At 68.7% G+C, this 23,185-nt stretch carries 26 protein-coding genes and 1 tRNA gene; 13 read left to right on the plus strand and 14 right to left on the minus strand.

The annotated features are described in order from the left end of the window. Positions 1-28: 28 nt before the first annotated feature. The 7 genes from IH26_RS0122125 to IH26_RS0122155 all read right to left on the minus strand — a co-directional run bounded on the left by IH26_RS0122125 (position 29) and on the right by IH26_RS0122155 (position 8,926). A complete protein-coding gene (locus tag IH26_RS0122125) occupies positions 29-658 on the minus strand; it encodes a GTP-binding protein (RefSeq protein WP_030438139.1) in 630 nt (209 codons plus the stop codon). Continuing rightward, a complete protein-coding gene (locus IH26_RS0122130) occupies positions 636-1,094 on the minus strand; it encodes a DUF742 domain-containing protein (protein WP_030438140.1) in 459 nt (152 codons plus the stop codon). Before IH26_RS0122130 ends, IH26_RS0122125 begins: the two co-directional genes overlap by 23 nt. Beyond that, entirely contained in the window at positions 1,091-1,558 is a 468-nt protein-coding gene (locus IH26_RS0122135) for a roadblock/LC7 domain-containing protein (protein ID WP_030438141.1), read from the minus strand. The genes IH26_RS0122130 and IH26_RS0122135 overlap by 4 nt, the downstream gene beginning before the upstream one ends. Continuing rightward, positions 1,555-4,584: a nitrate- and nitrite sensing domain-containing protein gene (locus tag IH26_RS0122140; protein WP_030438142.1), complete on the minus strand. Its 3,030-nt coding sequence runs from the start codon at positions 4,582-4,584 to the stop codon at positions 1,555-1,557. The genes IH26_RS0122135 and IH26_RS0122140 overlap by 4 nt, the downstream gene beginning before the upstream one ends. Continuing rightward, on the minus strand, positions 4,571-5,650 hold the full coding sequence (locus IH26_RS0122145) for a hypothetical protein (protein ID WP_245665381.1): 1,080 nt from the start codon (positions 5,648-5,650) through the stop codon (positions 4,571-4,573). The genes IH26_RS0122140 and IH26_RS0122145 overlap by 14 nt, the downstream gene beginning before the upstream one ends. 503 nt (positions 5,651-6,153) lie before the next feature. Next, positions 6,154-7,824, minus strand: a complete 1,671-nt coding sequence (locus tag IH26_RS0122150) for a DUF885 domain-containing protein (protein WP_030438144.1) — start codon at positions 7,822-7,824, stop codon at positions 6,154-6,156. Between the two features lie 43 nt (positions 7,825-7,867). After that, positions 7,868-8,926 (minus strand): PHP domain-containing protein, encoded by a 1,059-nt coding sequence (locus tag IH26_RS0122155; RefSeq protein WP_030438145.1) that lies wholly within the window; start codon positions 8,924-8,926, stop codon positions 7,868-7,870. Positions 8,927-8,957: 31 nt separating this feature from the next. Here IH26_RS0122155 and mtnA point away from each other — a divergent pair, with 31 nt between their 5' ends. Next, complete coding sequence (gene mtnA, locus IH26_RS0122160) at positions 8,958-9,920, plus strand: S-methyl-5-thioribose-1-phosphate isomerase (protein ID WP_030438146.1); 963 nt, start codon at positions 8,958-8,960, stop codon at positions 9,918-9,920. 21 nt (positions 9,921-9,941) lie between these two features. Here the strand turns inward: mtnA and IH26_RS0122165 are convergent, their stop codons facing one another. Together IH26_RS0122165 and IH26_RS0122170 are read right to left on the minus strand one after the other, a co-directional pair. After that, positions 9,942-10,514, minus strand: a complete 573-nt coding sequence (locus IH26_RS0122165) for a DinB family protein (RefSeq protein WP_030438147.1) — start codon at positions 10,512-10,514, stop codon at positions 9,942-9,944. 44 nt (positions 10,515-10,558) lie between these two features. Next, on the minus strand, positions 10,559-11,515 hold the full coding sequence (locus IH26_RS0122170; protein WP_030438148.1) for a prephenate dehydrogenase: 957 nt from the start codon (positions 11,513-11,515) through the stop codon (positions 10,559-10,561). Positions 11,516-12,077: 562 nt separating this feature from the next. Between IH26_RS0122170 and IH26_RS63010 the strand changes: the two genes are divergently transcribed. The 3 genes from IH26_RS63010 to IH26_RS0122195 all read left to right on the plus strand — a co-directional run bounded on the left by IH26_RS63010 (position 12,078) and on the right by IH26_RS0122195 (position 14,121). Continuing rightward, positions 12,078-12,551, plus strand: a complete 474-nt coding sequence (locus IH26_RS63010) for a hypothetical protein (RefSeq protein WP_245665383.1) — start codon at positions 12,078-12,080, stop codon at positions 12,549-12,551. 351 nt (positions 12,552-12,902) lie between these two features. Beyond that, the gene (locus IH26_RS0122185; RefSeq protein WP_030438150.1) at positions 12,903-13,421 is read left to right on the plus strand and encodes a tRNA adenosine deaminase-associated protein; all 519 of its coding nucleotides are present in this window, start codon (positions 12,903-12,905) and stop codon (positions 13,419-13,421) included. A 247-nt stretch (positions 13,422-13,668) separates the two neighbouring features. Then, positions 13,669-14,121 (plus strand): nucleoside deaminase, encoded by a 453-nt coding sequence (locus IH26_RS0122195; protein ID WP_281179764.1) that lies wholly within the window; start codon positions 13,669-13,671, stop codon positions 14,119-14,121. 147 nt (positions 14,122-14,268) lie between these two features. On the opposite strand, the gene deoD is transcribed toward IH26_RS0122195, so the two are convergent. Beyond that, the gene (gene deoD, locus IH26_RS0122200) at positions 14,269-14,985 is read right to left on the minus strand and encodes a purine-nucleoside phosphorylase (RefSeq protein ID WP_030438153.1); all 717 of its coding nucleotides are present in this window, start codon (positions 14,983-14,985) and stop codon (positions 14,269-14,271) included. Positions 14,986-15,103: 118 nt separating this feature from the next. On the opposite strand from deoD, the gene IH26_RS0122205 reads away from it, so the two are divergent. From IH26_RS0122205 to IH26_RS0122215, 4 genes are all read left to right on the plus strand, one after another. Further along, positions 15,104-15,193: transfer RNA gene (locus IH26_RS0122205), tRNA-Ser, on the plus strand. Between the two features lie 389 nt (positions 15,194-15,582). Then, entirely contained in the window at positions 15,583-15,792 is a 210-nt protein-coding gene (locus tag IH26_RS58105) for a hypothetical protein (protein ID WP_084598993.1), read from the plus strand. A gap of 158 nt (positions 15,793-15,950) precedes the next feature. Then, positions 15,951-16,325 (plus strand): STAS domain-containing protein, encoded by a 375-nt coding sequence (locus IH26_RS0122210; protein ID WP_034215821.1) that lies wholly within the window; start codon positions 15,951-15,953, stop codon positions 16,323-16,325. A 356-nt stretch (positions 16,326-16,681) separates the two neighbouring features. Beyond that, positions 16,682-17,173, plus strand: coding sequence for a hypothetical protein (locus IH26_RS0122215; RefSeq protein ID WP_245665385.1), 492 nt, complete (start codon positions 16,682-16,684; stop codon positions 17,171-17,173). A 7-nt stretch (positions 17,174-17,180) separates the two neighbouring features. Here IH26_RS0122215 and IH26_RS0122220 read toward each other — a convergent pair whose 3' ends face one another. After that, positions 17,181-17,546 (minus strand): hypothetical protein, encoded by a 366-nt coding sequence (locus tag IH26_RS0122220; RefSeq protein ID WP_030438156.1) that lies wholly within the window; start codon positions 17,544-17,546, stop codon positions 17,181-17,183. Positions 17,547-17,575: 29 nt separating this feature from the next. Continuing rightward, positions 17,576-18,472 carry an SAM-dependent methyltransferase gene (locus IH26_RS0122225; protein WP_084598994.1) on the minus strand — a complete coding sequence of 299 codons (897 nt, stop codon included), beginning with the start codon at positions 18,470-18,472 and terminating at the stop codon, positions 17,576-17,578. Positions 18,473-18,635: 163 nt separating this feature from the next. On the opposite strand from IH26_RS0122225, the gene IH26_RS0122230 reads away from it, so the two are divergent. Next, on the plus strand, positions 18,636-19,400 hold the full coding sequence (locus IH26_RS0122230; RefSeq protein ID WP_245665387.1) for a helix-turn-helix domain-containing protein: 765 nt from the start codon (positions 18,636-18,638) through the stop codon (positions 19,398-19,400). Positions 19,401-19,403: 3 nt separating this feature from the next. Then, positions 19,404-19,871, plus strand: a complete 468-nt coding sequence (locus IH26_RS0122235) for an NUDIX domain-containing protein (RefSeq protein ID WP_030438159.1) — start codon at positions 19,404-19,406, stop codon at positions 19,869-19,871. Positions 19,872-19,899: 28 nt separating this feature from the next. Here IH26_RS0122235 and IH26_RS58110 read toward each other — a convergent pair whose 3' ends face one another. Further along, on the minus strand, positions 19,900-20,727 hold the full coding sequence (locus IH26_RS58110; protein ID WP_084598995.1) for a glycosyltransferase family 2 protein: 828 nt from the start codon (positions 20,725-20,727) through the stop codon (positions 19,900-19,902). A 46-nt stretch (positions 20,728-20,773) separates the two neighbouring features. Then, complete coding sequence (locus tag IH26_RS0122240; RefSeq protein WP_030438160.1) at positions 20,774-21,586, minus strand: GntR family transcriptional regulator; 813 nt, start codon at positions 21,584-21,586, stop codon at positions 20,774-20,776. A gap of 306 nt (positions 21,587-21,892) precedes the next feature. Here IH26_RS0122240 and IH26_RS0122245 point away from each other — a divergent pair, with 306 nt between their 5' ends. From IH26_RS0122245 to IH26_RS53805, 3 genes are read left to right on the plus strand one after another with little or no spacing between them, the layout of a single operon-like run. Next, positions 21,893-22,153, plus strand: a complete 261-nt coding sequence (locus IH26_RS0122245; RefSeq protein ID WP_030438161.1) for a DUF6284 family protein — start codon at positions 21,893-21,895, stop codon at positions 22,151-22,153. After that, positions 22,153-22,911 carry a DUF2637 domain-containing protein gene (locus IH26_RS0122250; RefSeq protein ID WP_030438162.1) on the plus strand — a complete coding sequence of 253 codons (759 nt, stop codon included), beginning with the start codon at positions 22,153-22,155 and terminating at the stop codon, positions 22,909-22,911. The genes IH26_RS0122245 and IH26_RS0122250 overlap by 1 nt, the downstream gene beginning before the upstream one ends. Before the next feature lie 25 nt (positions 22,912-22,936). Next, on the plus strand, positions 22,937-23,134 hold the full coding sequence (locus tag IH26_RS53805) for a hypothetical protein (protein ID WP_034215822.1): 198 nt from the start codon (positions 22,937-22,939) through the stop codon (positions 23,132-23,134). Positions 23,135-23,185 lie beyond the last annotated feature (51 nt).

Raw genomic sequence — 23,185 nt, forward strand, 5'->3', positions numbered from 1 at the left:
CCTCGATCTGTGCTACGCAGCGCACACCCTACGTGGACCTGGCTCGAATCGCCTTGTCCAGAGCCTGGTCGAGGACCACCAGGAGGGCGTCGCGGACCGAGGCGCGGAAGCGCGCGTCGAATGAGAGAACCGGCACATCGTCACGCACCGCAAGCGCCCAGCGGACCTCCTCGAGGCTGTAATTCATCTGCCCGTTGAACGTGTTCACGCCGACCACGAACGGCAGACCGGCCCGCTCGAAGTAGTCGACCGCGGGGTAGCAGTCGTCGATCCGAGCCGTGTCCACCACTACTAATGCGCCGAGCGCGCCCTTGATCAGGTCGTCCCACATGAAGGCGAAGCGGGACTGGCCGGGCGTACCGAAGATGTAGAGCTTCAGCGTCTGATCGATGGTCAGCACGCCGAAGTCCATCGCGATCGTGGTCGTGGTCTTCATGGTCGCCTGGCCGGGATTGTCGATGCCGACCGACTCCGAGGTCATCTCCGCCTCGGTGGTGAGCGGAGAGATCTCCGAGATCGCGCCCACAGTTGTCGTCTTTCCGACACCGAAGCCACCCGCCACGATGATCTTCACCGGGACCGGCGCCTTCTTCGGCGCGCCGCGGCCGCCGACACGCGCGGTGCCGACGAAATGGTCAGGTGATTGCTCGAAGTCCACGGATCACTCGCATGATGGTTTCGGGGTCGGGGGTCTCGTTGTCCAGCACATGGACGTCCAGCTGGCCCGCGGCGCGCAGGTCACCGACGAGGATCCGGGTGACGCCGAGGTGCAGGCGCAGCCGAGCGGATATCTCGGCCACGGACAGAGGATCTCCACAGAGCGCAACGATGGCGCGCATCTCCGGCGAAAGCCGCATGGGCGTCGCGGCGTGGTTGACGGTCACCTGGGTCTCCATCCCAATCTCGGGATCGGCGCCGTCGGTGCGTCCGGACGTGATGACGAACGGGCGCAGGGTCGTGGCCTGGTCGTCGGCCGGCGGTTCCCCGCTGGGGGTGGGGCGGTAGCCGCCGACCGACGACGGGCCAGACTGCAGGAAGGGTCGGACGCTCGGCCGAGCCGGGGGCGCCGGGTCGTCGGGGTCCGAATAGGTCATTGCTGGACGGCGTTCTTCAATTCCGCGATCAGACGCGGGCTGAGAGCGCCGCCGGCCCGGGTGGCGAAGAGGGTCATCTCGTACGCGAGGGTGCCCAGGTTCGCCGTACGGTCCGCGATGACGCCGAGCACCGAGCCCGCGCTGATGGCCGTGACCAGCAGGTAGCCGTCGGCCATGTCGATGATGACCCGGTTCAGCGCGCCCAGCCGGTACCAGCTGGCGGCGCCGCCGGCCAGGCTGGTCAGACCCGAGACCACCGCGGCGAGCCGCTCGGCGTTCGGCCGGTCCTTGATCGCGGACATCGCCATGAGCAGGCCGTCGGAGGAGACGGCGATGGCCTCGATCACACCCGCGGTGCCGGAGGTGAACGAGTCGAGAAGCCAATTGAAGGTCTTCGCCTCGGCGCTCAGCTGGGCCTGGCCGTAGTGGCCATTGCCGGTTTCCGTGGAGTAGGGGCTAGTCATCGCGGTTGTCCCTCGGGTTGAGTTTCGTTCAGTGCGAGTGCGACGCCGTACTCGAACTGTTCCATCAGTGCTCGTGCGGCATCCGGATCGAGCGGAGGTGCCGGAGCGGGCGGAGGCGGCGTGTTCTGCACGTCCGCCGGAAGGGTGGCGCCCGGTACCCGCCGGGCGAGGGGGGTGTGACCGGCCGATGGCGGCGCCGTCATCTCGGTCTCGGCGGCGTCCCACTGGGCACGGCTGACGCCGGCCTCGAAGGCGTCGAACGCGGCCCGGGCCGCGACCGCGTCGTCCTGGGAGGGCGGAGCGGTGGGCAGCCGGGTGCCGGTTTCCTGCGGCAACTGGCTGCCGGGCACCCGGCGGCGAAGCGGCGCGCCGGCGCCGCGCTCCGGTTCGGGCTGGACCTCCGGGTACGGCCGGACCTCCGGGCGAGGCTGGGGGTACGGCTGGGCCTGGGGGTACGGCTGGGCCTGGGGGTACGGGTGGGCTTCGGGGTACGGGTGGGCGTATGCCTCCGGAACCGGCGGCGTGCCGTACCGCTGGTCCTCGTCGGTCCGCTGGTGCGGGATGACCGGCGTGGGTGGGGCGGCCGGCTCCAGCTCCGGGCTGTTCCACGTCGGCGGCGCGATCTCCGGCTGCGGCGTGCTCCAGGTCGGCTGCGACGTCTCGAGCGGCTGCGGCACGCTCCACGCGGTCTCGGACGGTCGCGGCGCGTTCCAGGTCGGCTGGGGCGCCTCGATCGGGTGCTGGTTCCACGCCGAGGGGCCGGCCGCCGGCAGCTCCGGCAGCGAGGCCGGCACCCGGCCGGCCACCGGCACGCCCAGGTCGGGCCCGACCGGCGGCTGGTAGATCTGCGCGGGCGAGTAGACCGGCTCGGCGTCGTAGACCGGTTCCGCGTCGTAGATCGGGCCGTCGATGACCGGGCCGTCGATGGCCGGAGCGTCGACGGCCGGGGCGGCGTCGGCCCGGACCGGCGCCTGGAACGCGTTCCACGAGTGCCCCGACTCGAGCGTACGGGTCGCCCGCTCAAGCACGTTCGCGTCGAACGGCAGCTGGCTGCCGGGCACCGAGGCGCGGGCCTGGGAACCGGCGATCACCTGGGCGAACTCGGCCGTGTGGTGGGTCGGCATGTTGGTCGCCGGGGCCGCGAACGACGGCACGCCCATCGACGTGGTGGCGAGCACCCGGGAGACCAGGTGCGACGGGTTGAGGTCGAGCCAGACCGTGATGCCACCGCCGGGAGTGTCGGTCAGCGTGACCTCGATGCCGTGCCGGCGGGCGAGGCGGCCGACCACGAAGAGGCCGAGCACCTCACTGGGCACCAGGTCGAGGCGCTCGCGGTGGGTGAGCCGGGAATTCTCCTCGGCGAGCCGCTCGGGCGACATGCCCAGGCCGTTGTCGACGATCGCCAGGCGGGCGCCGCCGCGCAGTTCGGTCGCCGAGATCAGCACCCGGGTGTGCGGCGGGGAGAAGGCGGTCGCGTTCTCCATCAGCTCGGCGAGCATCAGGGTCAGGTCGGCGAGGACGGCCGGCACGACCACGATCTCCTCGGGCACGTCGACGTCGATGCGGGTGTAGTCCTCGATCTCACCGAGGGCGAGACGCACCACATCGGACAGCGCCAGCGGCGCCATGTGCTCGTTCGCACCGGCCCCACCGGAGAGCACGACCAGCGAGGACGCGTTCCGGCGCAGACGCGACGACATGTGGTCGAGCCGGTAGAGCTCGCGGAGCCGATCGCTGTCGGTCTCCCTGCGCTCCAGGTTGTCGATCAGGGCCAGCTGGCGGCCGACCAGGTTCTGGGTACGCCGTCCGACGTGCCCGAACATCTGGGCGACGTTGCGCCGGCCGAGCACCTGGCGCTCCACCAGCCGGGCGGCGGTGGTCTGCACCCGGTCGAACGCCCGGGCCAGGTCGCCGATCTCGTCCTGGGCCTCGACGTCGACCGGGTCGAGGCGGATCGGGCGTACCGCCTCCGCCTCGTCGTCGGCGACCCGCTCGAGCTCGGCCTCGGCGGCGCGGGCGATCCGGTCGGCGGAGCCGGTGAGGCGCTGCAGCGGCCGGGCGACCGCGCGGGCCATGAAGATGCTCAGCGCGATCACCAGGAGCAGCAGGAGCAGCGAGCCGCCACCGATGAGGAAGGCGTCCCGCAGCGCCGTGTCCCGGTTGTTCGTCACGATCGTCTGCACGTCCGCGGCGACCCGCTTCTCCACGAAGCCACCGAGAACGAGCACCGAGCGCAGCGACGGGAACAGCGTCTTGATGTTCAGCGAGGCGACCGCGGTGTTCGGGTTGATCGCGGCCTGGGTCAGGAAGTCCGAGCCGACCCGGGACGAGAACGCGTCCTGGGCGCCGATGTAGAGCTTGTACTGGGCGTCGGTGAAGAACGCCTGCGCGTTCTTGATCACCTGTTGCAGTTGCACCAGCGTCGAGTAGAAGAGACTGACGAAGCCGGGGTTCCTGGTGATCGTGGCGACGACCAGGTAGCCGGACGCCTGGCTGATCATGTCGTCGGTGCGCAGCGCCTGGTCGAGGGCGAAGACCTGCCGGCCGACGCCGGTCTTCAGATCGGCGGAAGCGGACAGCTGCAAACCGTCGATCAGCGGCGTGATGCTCTCGGTGAACTCGGTGACCAGGGTGTCCGGGCGGATGGCCCGGTTGATCACGTTCTGCCGGGTGTTGTCCAATCGGGACACGTTGCGGATCGCGCGCCGCAGATCCTTGTTGAGCGGCTGGCCGCCGTCGTCGATGCGGGCCACGGCATCGGTCGCGTTGGCGCTCTGCACGACCAGTTCGGGCTCCTGGATCAGGCCGAACATGAAGCCGATCGAGAGCAGGCGCTCCTCCTGCAACTGCTGCACCGCGGTGCTGACCTTGGTGGCCAGCTCGATGTTGTCGGACGTCGTCTGCGCGTCCCGGGCGTCGTTGATGCGCGTGACGATGATCGGGATGCTCAGCGCCACGACGCCGAGCAGCGGGACGAGCACGAGCAGGGCGAGTTTGCCCAGGATGCGGAACTTACCGAAGAGCACCGGACCGCTCCCGCCGTGTCGGGTCGATGTCGCCGTACGCCGGGGCCACGTCGTACTGGCCGCCGTAGCTGCCGGGCGCCGCGACGGCGGCGGACGGGATGTCCCGCGTGGACTCGCCGACCGGGCGGCCGACCGGCTGAGCGTCGCGGCGCCGGCCGAGCGCCGGCAGGATCAGCGCGGCGAGCACCAGCAGGACCGCGAGCAGGCCCATGGCCACGGCCTCGGCCCGCTTGTACGCCAGCGAGTCGGACCGGTCGTCGAGCAGCTTGGCCATCTCCCGGAGGGTGACGGTGGCCAACTGGCCCAGCGCGCTCTGCAGAGCGGTCTCGGCGGTGGACATGGTGGCGACGTTCGGGGTGCTGCCCTGGTTGGCGCCGCGGGTCATCGACTCGAAGCCGCGGCGGAACGAGTCGAGCGTGGTGACCAGCGACCCGCTCAGCGTCGGGCTGGTGGTGTCGTCCACGGCGGCCTGCAGGTCATCGGTGAGGGCGTTCACCGCGTCCTGTGCGGCGGCTAGTTCCGCGCCGAACTGCACCGCGATCGTGCCGCGGGTGGCGGCGGTCGCGGTCTGCGCGATGTTCGCGAAGTCGCCCGCCCGGCTCACCAGCGTGACGGTCTTCGGCATGTCGATCGCCACCGCCTGCTGCAGGTTGTTCATGTCACTGGCCGGGTCGCGGCTCAGCTGCGAGTTGCGGCGGACAGCGCCGTACAGCGCGAGCGCGAGGTCGGACACCTCGATGTGTGCCTGCAGGACGGCCAGCGGACCGCCGGAAGCCTTGGGCAGCTTGGCGATCTTGGTGGTGAGATCGGCCCAGCGCTCCTTGGTCTTCAGATCGTCGCCGAGCTTGGCGTCGGCGGCCGCGACCTTGGCGACGGCCGCGTTGAGTGAGTCGGGCGGCGCGGTCACGCCCTGGATCGCCGAGGTCTGCGACTCGGTCAGGGCGCTGATCAGCGGGGTCAGGGCGGCGATGTACTCGATGCCCTTCTTCTCCAGGTCGGTCTGCGTGGTCTGGCGTGAGTTCTCCTGCCAAACCCGGCCGAACAGGACCGCACTGGGTACCAGCACCAAAACCGTCAAAATCACCGCGAGCGCGGAGCGTAAACGGGTTCGCCGGCTGTTCATTGCTTTCGTCCTCCGCCATGCAACACGCGATGAGCCGATGGTGACCGGCTACTGTCCGTAGCCAGTTGGGCGCACGGATCCGGGCCAATCTACTCCGAGAAATCCTCAGAAACGCCCTCGCCAAGGGCCAGATTTCTCTCGGCTGATCGGGGGATGCCAGGCCCGTCCGACGGTCGTTGTCGGTGCGCGTCTCGACCCCGTCAGGTTGGGCTCAGCCGCAGCGCACACCGGTTCCGGAGCCGGTTGGCTACCGCGAGGATGGTAACCGGAAGGCCGTCTAACGAAAAGCTACAAGATTCGCAATAGATAACGATTATGACTCGGCGTCTAATTGACGCAGCGTAGTCGTCTGATTGCGCAGCGGAATGAGAATTGCGCTTAGTAATGTCGGCCGCAGTGCAAAACGGGCTTTTCCCCGGCACACACCGGGGAAAAGCCGAAAAAGGTCACAGGCGGGCGAGTGCCTTACGCAACGGATCAAGGCCGAGCGAGCCCAAGTTCAATGCGTCACGGTGGAACGCCTTGAGGTCGAAATCGGCGCCCTTGCGCTGTTTCGTCTCTTCTCGGGCCTGCATCCAGATCCGCTCGCCCACCTTGTACGACGGGGCCTGCCCCGGCCAGCCGAGGTACCGCTTCCACTCGAAGCGCAGCACCTCGTCGGCCACCCGGGTGTGCGCCCGGAGGAACTCCCAGCCCAGCTGCGGGGTCCAGCGCTCGCCCGGGTGGAAGCCGAACGGGTTGTCCCGGGGAATCTCGTACTCCAGGTGCATGCCGATATCGACGATCACCCGGGCCGCGCGCAGCGCCTGGCCGTCGAGCATGCCGAGCCGGTCGCCCGGGTCCTCCAGGTAGCCCAGCTCGTCCATCAGGCGCTCGGCGTACAGGGCCCAGCCCTCGCCGTGGCCCGAGCACCAGCAGAGCAGGCGGCGCCAGCGGTTGAGCAGGTCGGCGCGCAGCATGGTCTGGCTGATCTGGAGGTGATGGCCGGGCGCGCCCTCGTGGTACACCGTCGTGACCTCGCGCCAGGTGGAGAACTCGGTGATGCCCTCGGGCACCGCCCACCACATCCGGCCGGGCCGGGAGAAGTCCTCGCTCGGGCCGGTGTAGTAGATACCGCCGTCGCTGGTCGGGGTGAGGCAGCATTCGATCTTGCGGGCCGGCGGCTCGATGTCGAAATGCGTCCCGTCGAGCTCGCTGATCGCCTTGTCGGCCAGTTGCTGCATCCAGTCGCGGAAGGCCTCCTTGCCCGGAATGCGCTTGGCCGGGTCGGTGTCGAGGGTCGCCACCGCCTGGTCGACCGTGGCGCCCGAGCCGGCGATCGCCGCGGAGACGACGGCCATCTCGCGCTCGAGCCGGTGCAGCTCGGCGAAGCCCCAGAGATACGTATCGTGCAGGTCGACCTTGGCGCCGAGGAAGTACTGGGAGGCCAGCGAATACCTCTCCTCGCCGACTGCCTCCTTCGCCCGGCCGACCGGGGCCATCTCGTCGCGCAGGAACGCGGCGAAGTCGGCGGTGGCGGCGGTGGCCGCGGTGGCCCCGCGGTCGAGCTCGCCGGCCAGCGCACCGCTCGCCGAGAGCCGGCGGGTCAGCCCGTGGAAGAAGTCGTCGCGGCCCGGGTCGCTCCACGCGTCGCACTGCTCGGCGACGGCCAGCAGCTGGGCGCGGGCGCTGACCCGGCCGGCCGCGGCCTCGTCCCGCAGGGTCGTCTTGTACTGCTCCAGCGCCGGGGCGAAGCCGTTGAGCCGGGCCGCGATGTTGGCGACCGCCTGCTCGCCCTCGGTGGGCATGATGTCGAAGACCCCGCGCAGCCCGTGCAGGGCACTGGAGATCACGCTGACCGCGCTCTTGGCGTAGCCGGCGTCATACGTCGCCAGCTCCAGCCCGAGCCGCTCCATCATCGCGTCCTTGGCCACCTGCTCGGTCTCGTGCTCGGGCTCGGTGATGTCGAGCTCGTTGAGCGTGCGGCGGGCCAGCTCGGCCTGGGCGGTATAGCCGGCCGGGGAAAGGTCGTCAATCTTGTCGTCGTGGCCGGCAATGCCGACATGGGTGGCGCCGAGGGGGCTCAGCTCGGCCCACTCGGCGACATAGCGGTCGGCGAGGTCGTCAATTCGTCCCACGTCGCGACCCTACGGGACGACCCGGGCCGTACGCCGCCCTGTATCACTTGTGTCCGGCGGTCCACTCCCGTAGCCGCTCGATCGGCCAGGTGTTTACCACGCGCTCGGCCGGCACCCCGCAGAGCGCGGCGCGTTCGCAGCCGTTGCGCAGCCAGTCGAGCTGGCCGGGCGCGTGCGCATCGGTGTCGATGCTGAACAGGCACCCGGCCTCGACCGCCACGGTCAGCATCCGCTTGGGCGGGTCGAGCCGGTCCGGCCGCGAGTTGATCTCGATGGCCTTGCCGTGCTCGAGACACGCCTCGATCACCTTCTCCAGGTCGAACGTGCTCGGCGGGCGGGTACGCCCGGCCCGGTGCCCCTTGTCGCCCTCGCCGGCCGCGGCGACCTTGCGGCCGGTCATGTGGCCGAGGATGTCCAGGTGCGGGTTGGCGATCGCGGCCAGCATCCGCCGGGTCATCCGCGGCGATTCGTCACGCAGCTTGCTGTGCACCGAGCCGACCACCACGTCGAGCCGGGCCAGCAGCTCGTCCTCCTGGTCGAGCGCGCCGTCCTCGAGGATGTCCACCTCTATCCCGGTGAGCACCTGGAAGCCCTCCGGCAGCGCGTCGTTGAGCGCGGCGACCCGGTCGAGCTGCCGGCGCAGGCGGGCCGGGGACAGCCCGTTGGCGACGGTCAGCCGGGGCGAGTGGTCGGTGAGCACCAGGTACTCGTGGCCCAGCTCGACCGCGGCGAGGGCCATCTCCTCGATCGGCGAGCCGCCGTCCGACCAGTCCGAATGGGAGTGGCAGTCGCCGCGCAGCGCCGCCCGCAGCGCGGCCGCGGCGACCGGCAGGTCGGTGCCCTCGGTCGAACGCACCCGGCGCAGGTAGACCGGCTCCTCGCCGGCCAGCGACTCGGCGATGCAGCGGGCGGTGACCTCGCCGACCCCGGGCAGCTCGGCCAGCGTGCCGGCGGCGGCGCGCTCGGCCAGCTCATCGGCCGGCAGCTTGGCGATCGCGGCGGCGGCCGAGCGGAACGCACGCACCCGGTAGGTCGCCTCGTTGGCCCGCTCCAGGTAGAAGGCGATGCGCCGCAGATCGTCGACCGGATCACGAGTTGGCATTGCGCAAGCCTAAGACGATTACGCTCGGCCTGTGCGGACGATCGACTGGGTGGACGGGGCCGTCGAGATCATCGATCAGACGGTGCTCCCCAAGGAGGTACGTGTCCTGCGGCTGCACACGGTGCCCGAGCTGGTCGCCGCGATCCAGTCGCTGGCGGTGCGCGGTGCCCCGGCCCTCGGGGTGGCGGGCGCGTTCGGCGTGGCGCTGGCCGCGCGGGTGCACGGCGACGATCCGCGGGCGCTGGCCGCCGCGGTGCACCGGCTGGAGCACGCCCGGCCGACCGCGGTCAACCTGGCCCGCGGCGTCCACCGGGCGGCCGGGCTGCTGTCCCGCGGGCCGGAGGCCGTGCTGGCCGAGGCCTGTGCGATCCGCGACGAGGAGGTGGCGGCCTCGCAGGCGATGGCGTCGCTCGGCGCCGACCTGATGATCGACCTGTGCGGCCCGCGGCTCCGGCTGCTCACCCACTGCAACACCGGCGGGCTGGCCACGGTCACCCTCGGCACCGCGCTGGGCGTGGTCTACGAGCTGCACCGCCGGGGCGCGCTGACCGGGGTGATCGCCAGCGAGACCCGGCCGCTGTTGCAGGGCGCCCGGCTGACCGCCTGGGAGCTGTCCCAGTGGGGCGTGCCGCACCGGGTGGCGGTCGACTCGGCCGGCCCGTTCCTGATGGCCCGCGGCGAGGTGGATGGCGTGATCCTCGGCGCCGACCGGATCTGCGCGAACGGCGACGTGATCAACAAGATCGGCACGTACGCGCACGCCCTCGGCGCGCGCCGAGCCGGCCTGCCATTCGTGGTGGTCGCCCCGGAGTCGACTGTGGACGTGAGCACCCCGGGCGGCGACGCGGTCCCGATCGAGGACCGCGGCGCCGCCGAGGTCACTCCCTGGTCCGACGCGGTGAACCCGGCCTTCGACGTGACACCGCGCGACCTGGTCACCGCGATCGTCACCGACCAGCGGGTGATCCGGCTGGACCGGGGAGACAGAGTCTGATGGCTCCGCTTCGCTCCGCGTCTAGCTCTCCTTCTTCCAGGGCTTGAGCCAGGAGGTCGCCGGCCAGCCCTCGGCCGCGGCCATCAACCCGATGGCCGTGCCGCCGTCCACCGACTCGCGAATGATGTCGGCGTGGCCGGTGTGCCGGGCGACTTCCTCGATCAGGTGCAGGAGGATCCACCGTACGGTCCAGTGGGTCAGGTCCTTGCGGTCCCACGGCGCGTGGTGGTCGATGTCGATCCGGTAGTCGAGGTCGCCGATCTCGTTGACCGTCTTCTCCAGCTCCCCGGCGACCCGGTCGTAGCGGGCGAAGACCTCCTCGATCGTCTCGCCGTCGGCCAGCTTGAAATTCGCCGCGTACCTCTCGTAGTCCATCGACGGTGGTTCGCGACGGATGGTGGCGAGCCAGTTCTCCTCGGTCGAGGCGCAGTGCTTGATGATGCCGCCGACGCTGAGCGCGCTGGCCGTGGGAGTGGCGCGCAGCTGTTCCTCGGTGAGGCCGTAGGCGGTCAACCGGACCACGTACCGCATCTGGGCGAGGTAGGCGAGCAGGCCCTCCTGCTCGTTGTTCACCGGGCCGACCTGACCGGGCATGGTATGTCTCCTAAGTCCGGGTGCTTTCTCCGTCACCCATGACCCTAAGAATCATTGCGGTCAGTTTCCGGCCGGATTGTCGTGACGCTGACACGACTTTCGGCGACCGCGATGACCCAGCCGCCGCCGCGACCCAGATCGAGCAGCCCGTCGGCGTCGGCCGGCAGCTCGGCCGGGGTGCCGCCGCGGGCCGGCCAGTGGCGGCGCAGCTCCGAGCCGGCCGCGACCAACGGGGTGAGGAAGCGGACCGGGTCGGTGGCGAGCGCCGCGTCCATCCGCTCCAGGCCGTCGAGCAGGCCGCGCAGCACCTCGCGGACGGCGGTCGCGTTGCCGCCGCACATCGCCACGATCAGCTCGGCGCGGGTGGCGGCGACCCGGGTGCCGTCCCGGAACGAGCCGGCCCCGAGAGTGCCGGCCAGCGGGTTGCCCTCGAGCTGGCGGGCCAGCGCGCTGGCGAACAGGTGCGGCACGTGACTGATCTGGGCGACCGCCCGGTCGTGCTCGGCCGCGGTGACCGGGACGACGCGGGCGCCCATCGCGGTGAACAGGGCGGCCAGGGTCAGCCAATCGGCGAGGTCGGTCTCGCCCGGCTCCAGGCAGAGCACCCAGGCGCAGCCGTCGAACAGCCCCGGCTCGGCCGCCGCGAAGCCGGAGGTCTCCTTGCCGGCCATCGGGTGCCCGCCGACGAAGCGCCGCGGGCCGTGCTTGGCGGCCAACTCGCGCACCGGGCCTTTGACCGAGGTGACGTCGGTGACCAGGCCGTCGTACGCCGTCAGCTCGGCGAGGACTTCGGGCAGGACCGGCAGCGGTACGGCGAGGGCCGCGACCTCGGCACCGGCGATCGCCTCGGCGACCGACCCGGCCACCGTCCAGCCCTCGGCGCGGGCCAGCTCACAGGTCGCCGGATCGGCGTCGTAGCCGATCGCCCGGTGCCCGGCCGCGGCGAGCGCTTGCAGCAGGGACCCGCCGATGAGCCCGAGACCGATGACCGCCACGTCCACCCCGGAACTCTCCCACACTTGCCAAGATCAGCCGTTCGGACAGGTCGGGCATCCCCCGTCTCACCTGCGCTTTCTGCCCGTTTTGCGCCTGGCTGAGGTGATCTACCGCGGCTTATGGTTCATATGTGATCTTCCGGCGGAAAGTGGACTTTCTTCCGAGATCCACGGCGACAGGCTTTTCTCCCGGCAGTGCGGGGCCGCATCCCTTGGGCGAGGGTGCGGCCCCGCGCGTATGTCCGCCCGCTCGGCCGCTCGTTCCGGGAAGCGCTCGCTAGGCTTGCGGGGAGCAGTCGTGGCACGCGGAGGAGGGGCAGTGACCGACAGGCAGCCGTCCTGGCCGGCGACACCGCCGACCGCAGTGCCCGGGCCGCCCGGCCAACCCGCCGTTCCGGCCCCGCCCGGCCATCCCGCCGTGCCCGCGCCGTCCGGCCCTTTCGCCGTGCCTGCGCCGCCCGGCCCTTTCGCCGCTCCCCCTCAGTTCGGTCACTCCTCAGTCGCGCCTTCGCCGTTCGGTCAGTCCTCGGTCGCGCCGACGCCGTTCGGGCAGCCATCTGGCGCGCCGATGGCGTTCGGGCAGTCGTCGCTCGCGGCGCAGCAGCCCGGCGGGCCCGCGTCGTTCGGGCAGTCGTCGGGCGGCCCCGCGCCGTTCGGGCAGTCGTCGGGCGCGCCGGTGCCCGGTTCGCCGTCCTATGGGCTCGGCGGGCACGGCCGGCCGCCGTCGGGGCTCTTTCCGGGCCACTCCCACCCGATCTACCGGGAACCGCACCCGATCCTCGCGGCGCCCGTGCTGTCCGGGTTCGGGGCGACGCTGCTGTGGCTCGCGCTCTTCGGCGGCCTCGCCCACGACCTCGCCTCGTACGCGTGGTGGACGATCGTGGCATCAATCACCGCGTGGGCGATGACGATCGTGCTGACCGTGCTCGGCGACCGGGGGGTCGCGGTCGGGATCGCCCTGGCCAGTGGGCTCGGGCTGTCGATCGCGGTGGCCTTCGTCGGGGCCCGCTGGATCGACACGTACAACTGGCCTTTGTGGTGAATCACTCGGGTTTTGCGGCGACCGGATGTGCCGTCCTCGTCGCGGTCCGCACGGGGACTTGACGTGTGACGCGGCGGTAGGCAATCTCGGCTGCATGGCCTCCTCAACGCCACGGCTCGACCCCGATCGTCGCCGTCGCCGTTTGGAATTGCTAGCGGCACTCGCCGATGCGAAGGCCCGCGAGGCCGCCCAGCCGCAACGGCTGCGCGGGGCGCGTCTCCGGGAGCTCATCGCCGTTCGCCGTCGCCTGGCGAACTGACTTCCTACCCATTTGGGGGCGTGGCGCGCCGCGCCCGCCGTTCTTCCGGCTACCGTCACTCGCTGAAGACAAAAGTCGCGTTGGGGGAGATCTTGTCGACTTTCGCTGCCGCCGCCGCACGGGGCAAGAACGGGTGGACGGCGTCCGAGCTGGACCTGACCGGCCTCGCCGACATCGACGAGGTGGTGGACGCGCTTCGCGACGTCGAGCCGGACGCCGATTTGGCGCTGCTCTTCGTCGAGAGCGACGATCAGTATTTGGCGGTCCTGCGCCTGGACGAGGGCGAGGACCTGCGGGTGTTCGGTTCCGACTCGGCGTTCGTCGAGGAGTCGCGGATCGGGCAGGTGCTGCTCGGTGAGATCGAGGCGCCGGCGCTCGAGATCGACGAGCTGACCGCCGGCTCGGGCGACGACGAGGACGGCGACCGGCCGTCGACGGATCCGGACGCCGACCCGGTCGGCGACGCGGAGTTGCTGGCCGACCTCGGGATCAGCGCGCACCGGCTGCTGGCCCTCTGCGGCCAGGAGGGCATGCTGCCCTCCGACGTGACCGCCGAGATCTGCCAGCGGATCGGCTGCGGCGACGAGGTGGAAGAGCTGCGCGAGGCGTGAGCGAGCGCACCGACCGCGAGTGGGCCGCCGCGCGTGACTCCGTCGCGAGGGCCACGAGTCCACGCCCGGGCCGGCTCAGCGTGGGCGAGCGCACCGACCGCGAGTGGGCCGCCGCGCGTGACTCCGTCGCGAGGGTCACGAGTCCACGCCCGGGCCGGCTCAGCGTGGGCGAGCGCACCGACCGCGAGTGGGCCGCCGCGCGTGACTCCGTCGCGAGGGCCACGAGTCCACGCCCGGCCGGCTCAGCGTGAGCCTCGCTCCCGTTCCACAACACGAAGTCTGGATGCGGCGGGCGATCGAGGTCGCCTCGGCGTATCCGGAGGACGTGCCCGTGGGGGCGGTCGTCTACGGCCCGGACGGGGTCGAGCTGGCCGCCGCCGGCAACGAGCGGGAGGCGACCGGGGATCCGACCGGGCACGCCGAGATCCTGGCGCTGCGCCGGGCCGCGGTCATCGCCGGGAGCTGGCGGCTCGAGGGCTGCACGCTGGTGGTCACGCTGGAGCCCTGCACGATGTGCGCCGGGGCGCTCGTGCTGGCCCGAGTGTCGACGCTCGTCTTCGGGGCGTGGGAGCCCAAGACCGGCGCGGTCGGGTCGCTCTGGGACGTGGTGCGCGACCGCCGGCTCAATCATCGGCCGGCGGTCTACTCCGGGGTGCTCGAGGCGGAGTGCTCGGCGCTCGTGCGGGACTTCTTCCGGTAGACCAGTCTTCAGTCCGGTCAAGGGCGGTGGCGGGGTGGTCGGACGGGGGAGTACCTCGGTCGGTGTCGCCGTTGCGGTTGGCGCAGAAGTCACTCGTACGGCCAAGGCGGCCGCGGCGTCGCGGAGAGTGACGCCGCGGCAGCCTGCTCAGGACGCGCCGGAGATTGCGGTCTCGAGCCCGATCCGCACCATGTCGCCGAAGCCCTGCTCCCGCTGGGCCGAGTCCATCTTCTCGCCGGTCTTGATGTGATCGCTCACGGTGAGGATGGTCAGCGCCTTGGCGCCGTAACGCGCCGCGATCGTGTAGATGGCCGCGGACTCCATCTCGACCGCGAGGACGCCGTAGTCGGCCAGCGCGTCGTAGAGATCGGGCCGATCGGTGTAGAACGCGTCGGCGGCCAGGATCGGGCCCACCCGCATCGCCGTGCCGCGCCGCTCGGCCACCTCGACCGCGGTACGCAGCAGGCCGAAATCGGCGACCGGGGCGTAGTCGACCAGGCCGTCGAAGCGGGTCCGGTTCATGTTGGAGTCGGTCGCCGAGCCGATCGCCGCGATCACGTCGCCGAGTCGCAGGTCCATCGCCAGCGCGCCGCACGATCCGATCCGGATCACCGACCGTACGCCGTACTCGTTGATCAGCTCGTGGGTGTAGATCGACGCCGACGGCATGCCCATGCCGGAGCCCTGCACCGACACGCGGACGCCCTGGTAGGTGCCGGTGAAGCCGAGCATGCCGCGGACCTGGGTGTAGCACTTCGCGTCCTGCAGGAAGGTCTCGGCGATCCATTTCGCCCGCATCGGGTCGCCGGGGAGCAGAACCCGCTCGGCGATGTCGCCCGGCTGCCCGCCGATGTGCACGCTCATGCTTCGTGCTCCTCTGCTCGCTTGGTCATGCCGTCGATCCTGCCAGGTCAGGGCGGTACGGCGGGGCAATGGGTGACCCGGCGGCGGGGCCGGTCGAGCGTCCGGTAACCTTCTTCGCGGTGGTGTGTCCGAGCGGCCTAAGGAGCACGCCTCGAAAGCGTGTGAGGGTGCAAGCCCTCCAAGGGTTCAAATCCCTTCACCACCGCCATCAAGCCCGGCGGCTCCAGACGGAGTCGCCGGGCCTTTTTAGTGGCCACTGAGCGGTCGCTTTGTCCGTGCTTTCAGTTACTGGCAAGAGTTACGCTCCGTGCGGAAAGAGCGGTCGTCCGTACGTCGCTCCGGGCCTCCGCCGTTCGGGTGTTCTCCATGATCAGATGTCCTGCACGTAACGATCCCGTTTCGCCGTCCGATGGGCCAACTGGCTAGCTGGGCCGATTACCCGCAGTCACGGATGGGGGACGGACCTAATACCGTCGCTGTCGCGCAAGTCACGCAGGCAAAAACCACCGGATCAGACAATGCGCTCCAACCGGCTGGTGAGAACTTTTCGCAAGATTGCCCTAGGCCAATGTCCGGGAACTGTCCTAGATTTGACATGTGAGAGTTGAGCATCACTGGTGGAATGGTGACGTCCGGCTTGCGCGCCGCGACGTCTTCGTACGCACCGATGGCAGCGTCTGGGAAGTCGAAGCTCAGATGGGCGGCCCGGAAGGCAAGTCAAAGGTGCAGAACTGTCCAGGACGCGCTTCCGCGATGATCCTGGCGGACGCGTGGCGCGGGCCACGCTGGCAGTGGCGCGAGATCTAGAGCGCCTTGGGCCGGCTGCGCCGCCTGCTTGACCTCATCGGCCAGCCGATTTTTCTACGGGCCGGATCCCCTCGGGGGTCCGGCCCGTACGCGTAAGGCTGGCAAATCGGACCGCTTGTCCGGCGGCAAGCAACGGTCCGGATTTAACGTTTCACCCCATGCAGGCCACAGTCACCGACCACCGCTGCGACATCGCGGTGCTGCATCTCAAGGGTGAGCTCGACGCCGACACCGCCGGCGCCCTCCGAGCGACCCTGGCCGATCTGCTGGAACGCCCGGTCCCGCGGATCGTCGTCGACCTCACCGACCTCAAGTTCTGCGACTCGGTCGGGCTGAGCGCCTTCATCACGAGCAAGCAGGTGATCACCGCGCGCGGCGGCTGGCTGAGTTTCGCCGGTGCCAACCCGTTCCTGCAGCGCCTGCTGGAGACGGTGGGGCTGAGCAAGTACTTCGCGATCTTCCCCGAGGTGGACGACGCGATCGCCGCAGCTCTGAAACGTCAGGGCCGGACCCGCGTGGGGGTCCGGCCCTGATCGATCGGCTGGCGGAGGATACGAGATTCGAACTCGTGAGGGTGTTAACCCAACACGCTTTCCAAGTCTGCGGGCCCACGTTCGTGATCACCCGGTACCATCCGCGACCTGCCCGTCTGCGGCCCCAAGGATGATCAGCAACGCTGCCGGACTGAGACGAACGAGACGGAAACTGAGACGGTTCCGAGAACCGCATCGACAAAGTTGACCATGGTGCCTACCGTGCTCGAATGATCACTACGGGCGCGCAGGAGCCGCGAGGCTTGGCGAGGATCAAGGCCCGGTATGAGCGCTGGGAGCGCCGTAGAGCCGCCCGATTTGCTCACTGGTCGGTCGGTCGCCGGTACGCGACGTTCGTGCTTCTACCGACGTTCCTGCTGTGCTGCGGGGGCGGAGTGGTGGGCGTTCCGGTCGCGTGGGTCCTGCGGGAGACGATCGAGGCGAGCAAGGGCGCGCCGTCGCCGGACGCGGCGGCCGATGAGTACCTGTCGGCCCTCGGCTACAACAACGACCAGGGCCTCTTGCCGGTTCTGGACAACGACCATCAGGACACGCTGTTGGCAGGGTGGCGCGCCTATCGCAAGGCGATGGATGGCACGACGCCGCCGCCGTCCAAGCTCGAATACGGGGCGCTGACCGTCGCCCCGGTCGTCAACGGCCGCGCCGAGGTGACCACGGACGTCTCCGCGACCTGGTGGGGCACTCAAGGTGGCGGAGGGGGCTATCGCAGTCAGGCGCGTACGTGGCGGTTCCAGACCCGTGAAGACAACGGGTGGCAGGTCGTGGCCGTCGACGCGCCGACCTGGTGCGGCGGCTACGTCCGGTTGGACGCCTGCACCTCGAAGTAGGCCCAGCTCACCGTGACCGCTGCCGGGTTGACGCGCCGAGCAGCTTCTCCAGCTCCGCGCCGTGCGTGCCTCGGCAGACCCTGCACGGGAAGTCGATGGCGTCTGGCGGGAGCGGCCACCTGCCGGATCGGTCCGGGACGTAGGTGTGTGGTCCGTAGTCCGGCGTCTCCCACGTGACCATCGGGACGATGCCGATCCTTGCGATCTCCGCAATCGGCTTGTCCACCCACTCCAGGGGGAAGCAGAAGTGCAGCCGGTAATTGGGCAGCGACTCGGCTACGGACCCGATGGGGAGCGCGGGTAGCTCTTGCCCTTCGACGCAGTGCGGGACGTGGATGATCGCTGCTTCTGGGTAGTGGCGTCGCTCGGCCATCTCGATCAGTGCTCCCTCGGGTGAAACGGCTAGCTCGGCTTGCGGGCGACCCCGCCCCACATCGACACCTCGCGCGGTCCGGGAATCACTTCGTTGGACGTGCGTAGCCCTGGACCCCAGTCGCTGATGATGCCCGGGAGCCGTGTTCCGCCGTCGCTGCCGGTGTCGTCCAGGTCGAGCAACTCCCAGCCCTCGAAAAACCGGGAGACCTCATCTCCGGTACGCGGGAAGAAGTCGTCGCGGCCGGGATAGGTCTCATGAGTGAGCCGCCAGGCGATGTCAGGCGGGATGAGGTCGTAGCTGCCGTGTGAGAGCACGAGCAGGCTCCCCGGCGCCAACTCGGCCGTCAGACGGCGCACGACCTTGTAGGCCTGGTCCAGGTCGGGGAGGAAGTGCAGTACGGCGAGCAGCATCAACGCCACCGGTCGGCCGAGGTCGAGGGTCTGCCTCGCGTGTTCAAGGATCCGGTCCGGGTCGCGTAGATCGGCTTCCACGTACGCCGTTTGGCCTTCTGGCCGGCTGGTGAGCAGAGCCCGAGCGTGGACCAGCACAAGGGGATCGTTGTCGACGTAGACGACCCGGGCTTCGGGTGCGATCTGCTGGGCTACCTCGTGGGTGTTCTCGACGGCGGGCATGCCGGTCCCGATGTCCAGGAACTGCCGGATGCCCCGCTCTTTCGCGGCGTAGCGGACCGCACGCCCGAGGAACAGCCGATTTTCCCGGACCGCCGTGACGATGCCCGGCCAGCGCTTCCTGACCTCTTCGCCGGAAGTACGGTCAGCGGCGAAGTTGTCTTTCCCGCCCAGCCAGTGGTCATACCGTCGAGCCGCATTCGGAACGGATTCGTCAAGCGGATCCCGCACGCTCGTAGCCCCCTGGTGGCTTCCGGCCAACCTGGCGTCGATACCGATTGCCACGTCTTGCATCAGTGCCTCCGGTCGCTCCCAGGTTTCATGGCTTCCTATCTAGTCCTCACTCCAACACGTCGCCCGGGACGTCTCCCTCACTCTGCGGGCCGTGTGAGGGACCTTTCGGAGCCCGCAGAACGTCACCGGACGGACTTGAAACGTCCCCGCGCATCCCTGTCAAATGGTTGGTGTGAACGAGCGGTTACGAACGACGATGCTCCGCCGGGGCGTCTCTACCGATCAACTAGCCGTTGAATGTGGCGTCGACGCCAAGAGCGTTGAACGTTGGATCAGCCTCGACCGCGTTCCGCATCGGAAGCATCGGTGGATCGCTGCGAGGCTGCTCGACGCTGACGAAACGTTCTTGTGGCCGCGCGTTCTCACCCGTTCGCCGTCGCGGCGCGCCGGTGCGTCTCAGGCTGAACTGGTCGAGCTGTATCCAGATCGGGCCAGCGTTCCGCGTGAAACCTGGCTCGGATTGTTGACGAACTCGCAACAGGCTATCGATGTCTTGATTCACAGCGGCACTTTCTTTGCACAGACCCAACCGCGGGTCGCTGCGATGCTTACTGAGCGGGCATCTCACAATGTCCGTATTCGCCTTTGCTTCGGCAATCCAAAGTCGGAGGCTGTGGCTATTCGGGATCGCGAAGAGCGCTTGGGGGGCACGCTAGCAGCAAAGATTCGGGCCAGCCTTACCTACTATCTGCCGCTAATCGACGTTGAAGGCTGTGAGATCCGGCTACACGACGCCACTCTGTACACAAGCATGTTCCGATACGATGACGATCTGTTGGCGAATACTCACGCGTACGGAGCGCCAGCCAGCCTGAATCCGACCTATCATTTCCGCCGCACAGATGGCGGGACGATATTCGACCACTACATGCAGAGCTTCGAGAGCACGTGGAATTCCGCCCTCCCGTGGATAGGGGCTGAGGTCTGAGTTATGGGACGCGTCGAGTACTGGTTTCAAGAAGCTGCGCCTACCGCTAACACTTTAGTACCCGCCTGCGGGGCGCTTGTCGTCGACGATACCGGCCGGATCCTGATGCAGAAGCGACGAGACACAGGGCAATGGGCTCTGCCGATGGGAAAGATGGAGTTGGGCGAAACCCCTACCGAGTGCGCCATCAGGGAAACCGAGGAAGAGACCGGAATCCGGGTGGAAATCTTGTCACTTGTCGGCATCTTCTCCGAGCCGAACCACATCGTCGCGTATACCGATGGCGAGATTCGGCAGGAGTTCGAGATAACGTATCTCGCCCGGCCTGTCCGTGGGGAACCCACCTCGAACGACGAAGCCAGCGATGTTAGATGGTTCAGTTTAGACGCGTTGGGAACGCTGGACGTTCATCCCAGCATGCGGCGGCAGATAGCTGCCTACGTAGACGATAAGATGCCCTATCTTCAATAAGAGCACCCTGCTTCGCCGGTTCCACGGGTCAGAGATACTCGTTCATTTCTCGATCTTTGAGCGCTCGATCTACCCGGAACTCGCGGACGGCCTCTCCAGGTTCAGGTGCCGAGTTGTGGTCGATTGCGAGCTTCAGCCTTCGTGCAGCGTGTGCCCTCTGGAGTGCCATCCGGCGGCCTGATTCGCTCTTGCTGCGCCATTCGTCTGTGCGGGTCGCCTGACCGGAGTGCTGTCGATATAGCCAGCTGATCGCCGGATGGTTGTAGCCGTCGGACACCTCCGACAGTGCTGCGAAAAGGATAAGGTCTTCGTCGGTGATCGAGGCCGCCCAGCCTCCTAGGGCACGTACCGTTTCGGTTCGCGCCGTCAACCCGGCGCAGTGGATAGGCCAGTTTCCGCCGTTCTCTATCGCGTAGTCGTTTACGGCCCCCGCCTTAACGAGCCCGGTCGGAATCAACGGATCCCATGAGATACGCCGACCGTCGGTCATTAGGTCATCGGCTTGGCCCACCGCCCAATGAATCCGGTTGTCTGTGAAGTAGGGAATCAGGTCAGCAGCCGCACCGGGTAATAGTAGGTCGTCAACATCGAGCACCCGCAAAAGGCTTCCCGAGGCCCTTTCCAAGGCGAGGTTGCGCGTGCCGCCAATGCCTAACCGCGTCCTGTTGGCCGCGTACCGCACGCCGGGTAGGTCGGTGAAGTGCCGGCCGAGCACTGGCGTGTCTCCGTCTTCCTGGACGATCCACTCAACGTCCCAGCCAGGCGGCATCTCCAGACTCGCCACGCTGGCTATCGTCTCGGGCAGGAATCCGGCACTCGGGGCATATGCGGCTGTGAGTATCGACAATGTTGGCACGTTGGCCTCTTTCTGTCTGCAATGGAGGTGGAATTGGTGGAGGCGGTTACCACTTCTTTAGTGGAGTCGTGAAGCTTAGTTCGGTGCGGTCGGCTGGGAAGTCGGCGTCGGTGATCTCAACGACGCGATCGTCAGTGTCGTACGAGATACGACGAACTTGAATCATCGGAACGCCGTCATCCAGCCGCCATTCGTGGGCAGTGGCGGTAGTTGGCATTGACGATGAGACCAGATCAGTCACTCGGATAATCTCCACGCCGACCGTGTACAACTGGTGCATCGTTCCGCCCGGCCACGGCTCATTCGCCGGATCGAGAAGTTCCTTGTTCGCCGAAATGATGGACATCGGCAGGTAGGAAACGCTCCACGACAGGAGCCGACCGTCTTTCCGGTCGCGCATCTCGTAGATCCGCTGCAAGACCTCGGCATCTCGCGTGATTCCAAAGTCATGCGCCAAGGCGGGCGGCGGCACGACGACGTCGTATTCGGTGTTGAACGTGACTTCGTCGATAGCTGTGCTCATGTCCATCTCGGCTAGGCCAGTTGCGGCACGAACCGACTCCGGCTCGCGTACCAGGTCCTTCTCCGCCTGGTGACGGTCCGAGGAGCGGCACACGCGCGGCACTGGCTTGCGGACCGTGGGAGCCTTGCCGCGCCCGCCACTGATCAAGCCCTGCTGCTTCAGCAGGACGATCGCGGCGCGTGCCGAGTTCATCGAGCAGTTCCAGTCAGCGCAGATGTCCTGCAAGGTCGGCAGAGGATCGCCCGGCACCAGGTCGCCGCGCTCGATCTTCATGCGCAAGTCGTCGGCTATGCGGAGCTGGATCGGGGCGACAACGCCCGTGGGCTGCGGCTTCATGCCTCCACCGTACAGCAGTTTGAGGGTTTGTGGGCAAACCTCTTGCGTGATCGACACACGTCCCCTACGTTGATCTCAACGCAAGTTTGTGGGCAAACCCGCAAACTTGCGAACGTCGGATTGGGGCACGCCCGCATGGGAAGGCCCGGTCGTGACTTGTCTCGTGACAACTGAATCGGGCCGCACCTCCCAGATCAAGAAAAGGTCGCCGCCGCACGGCTGAGGTCACCGTGCATCTCCCAACCCCTTGTTTCTGCTGGTCGGCACGGCTACTGCCGTGCCGACCCCACGTCTGGAGGACATCCCGTGAGCACCCTTCACCACTTCACCGGCGAGCCCTCGGCCGCCGAGCTGGCCGCGATCGAGGCCGAGTGGCCGGCCATCCAGGCCGACATCGACGCCTTGGCCGACCCCGACCTCATTGACGCCCTGGTCGACGAGATTTACGCGCTGGAGCGCTTGGCCATGACCGAGCTGAACCGACGCCGCCAGCGCCGAACCACCTCCCGCATCACCCGCCAGGTCGAAGCCGCTACCCGCCCGGCCATCCGGAAGGCAGTTGCCTGATGAACCCCGACCTCCACCGTCTCAAGCGGCTCGGATGGGCCATCCGAGCCGTATTCACCCTCGGAATCGCCGCGTCGCTGGCCGGAAACGTCCTGCACGCCGAGAACAACGCCATCAGCCAGGCGATCTCGGCATGGTCGCCGCTGTCGCTGCTGCTCGCGGTCGAGCTGATCTCCCGAGTCCCGGTCAGTCGGGGCGCGTCGTCGTTCGCCCGGCTCGTCGCAACGGCCGTGATCGCCGGTATCGCGGCGTGGGTGTCGTACTGGCACATGGTCGGCGTGGCCCAGCGCTATGGCGAGTCCGGCCCGTCGCCGTATCTGATCCCGTTCAGTGTGGATGGCCTGATCGTGATCGCGTCGATCTCCCTGGTCGAGATCGGCGGCCGGATCCGACGCCTGACCGTCCCGGCCGCGCCGGTCACCGCCCCCGTGACCGCCCCGCCGGTCGCCGTCCCGGAGGTAGCCCCGCCGGTCGAGCCGGTCAGCGAGCCGGAGCCGATCGTCCCACCGGCCGAGCCGACGCCGGTTGCCGCAGCGGTTGCCAAGCAGCGTCCGAAGCGCGTCACGCCGCGTCCCGCGTCGGCGGACAAGGTCGCCAAGGTCGCCGCCCGGATGCCCGGTGCGTCGACCGCCGCGATTGCTCAGAAGGCGGGGGTTTCCCCGTCGACCGTGCGGCGTCACCTGGCCGCGCTGCGCGTCACCGACGCGCCACCATCCGCCCCGGCACCTGCCGAAACTCCCGCTCTTGTTGCTGCCTGATCCGACCGCTGAAAGGAACCGCCTGATGGACACCGACCGCCTGTACCCGATGCCCGCACCGGATGACGACCCGCGTTTCAGCTTCGGTCTGCTCGCGGACGTGGTGACCGTGCTGGAGCGGCACGGCTACCCCCGGCCGACGCACGGCCGAGACCTGATCGACCTGCACGGAGCGCTCTTCCGCTTCCTGTACGCCCAGCCCACCGAGACCGCTGCGCACTGACTTCGCCCGGCGGCACGGCTCAACCGACCAAAGCAGCGCCGTGCCGCCGGT

Origin of the sequence: Actinoplanes subtropicus, from assembly GCF_000721705.1 — a bacterium.
Classification (GTDB): domain Bacteria; phylum Actinomycetota; class Actinomycetes; order Mycobacteriales; family Micromonosporaceae; genus Actinoplanes; species Actinoplanes subtropicus.